2 protein-coding genes are annotated in these 1490 nt (G+C 63.4%); both read right to left on the bottom strand.

The annotated features are described in order from the left end of the window. Positions 1 to 321 (bottom strand): VirB8/TrbF family protein (locus tag I71_RS24020; RefSeq protein WP_042699474.1); only part of this gene is annotated, 321 nt, incomplete at its 3' end. Positions 322 to 377: 56 nt separating this feature from the next. Next, a partial coding sequence (gene trbL / locus I71_RS24025; protein WP_042699477.1) for a P-type conjugative transfer protein TrbL occupies positions 378 to 1490 on the bottom strand: 1113 nt, incomplete at its 5' end.

Raw genomic sequence — 1490 nt, forward strand, 5'->3', positions numbered from 1 at the left:
GACCCAGCGGGCGAGCTGGGCACGAATGACCCGCTCGTTGGGCACATAGATCTGATCGGCCGCCCGCACCCCCACAGCATAGCCGAGCTTGTTGGTTTCCACGACATAGGGGACGAGGCGGTTCTGGCTGCCGATCCACACCACACCCCCGACCGCCAGGGCGGCGATGGCGAGGCTGGACAGCGCCGTGAGGCGCCATGCGTTGGCGCGGGCGATGTAGGAGCCATACCGCTCGTTCCATTCCCGCCGAGCCGAGAGGTAGGGGGTTTCGGCCGGCGGTTTTGCTGGAGGTTTCGGCTTGCGCAGGGCGTGGGTCTTCATAGTCGATTGCCTATAGATCGAAGGAATCCCTCCCCCTGGCGTTCAACACCGAACGCCTATTCGGGGCGGATCACGTTGTTGGGTTGGCCCGGCGACTGCCCCTGCTGAGGAGCTTGCGGCGCCTGCGGCTTTTCGGCGGCGGCCCGCAGCTCGCGGGCCTTGTGGATCATGCTCTCGCCCATGCGCCCGCCCATGGTGCCATGGTGGCGACCGGACAGGCGGCGGCCCACGTCCTGCACCGCCGCTTGGCCAAGATTGCCGGCGGCGCGGGCGGCCATGCGGGCAGCGAAAGCGGGCGGAGGGGACGAGGACAGGCCGGAGCTGGCGAGCTGGGCACTGGCAAGCTTGGAGGCGCCACCGACCGCCATTCCGGCACCGGCCGCACCTGCTGCGACACCAGTCACGGCGCCGCCAACAGCGGCGGTAGCCCCGACCAGGGCGCTGCCACCGCTCGGGCCAGTGCCGTTCACGAGGCTCTGGACCATGTCCGGCACCACCTTGGTAATCGCCAGCATGACGACAGCAGAGCCCACGATGACGAAGATACTGGCGGTGTTGGTCACCATCTGACCTGCCCATCCCATGATCATGGATTGTCCCAAACCGATGAGCAGCTGAAGGACAAATAGCTTGGCGCCGACCGCCACGGCGTAGACCAGAACCTTGACGGCATAATCCTTGGTCCAGCGGGAGCCGCCGAAACCCATCAGCAGAACACCGGCCGAGATGACAATGTAGCTCTCCACCAGAGCCAGGATCAGGAAAGCGGCAATCAGCGCAAAGCAGATCAGGATAATCAGAGCGGCAATGACAATGCCGGCGCTGTCAGCGAGCTTCAACAACGTGACCTGTTCCGCGACCCTCATTGCCAAATTGAAACCAACTTCAAAGACATCGGACGGCGAGATCGCCGTTGATCCCCCACTTGCCACGGTGGCTTCGTTGGCCGCTTGCCGGAAGCTGTTCACGACAGCAGTTGCGTAATTGGCCGAGTTGAGCAGGAGCGTAAAGAAGAAGCCGATGAAAAGGACCTGGTTCGTGACCTCTGCCACCCACTCCCCGAAATCGGCCCCTTTCAGAGCAAGACGAATAGCCGCCCAGGTAAACTCGATCGCGGCTAGAAGCCAGAAAAGCGTGATCGCAAAATCACGAAGTGTCGTCTGCCATCT

Origin of the sequence: Azospirillum sp. B506 (assembly GCF_000333595.1) — a bacterium.
In the GTDB taxonomy this organism is placed as follows: domain Bacteria; phylum Pseudomonadota; class Alphaproteobacteria; order Azospirillales; family Azospirillaceae; genus Azospirillum.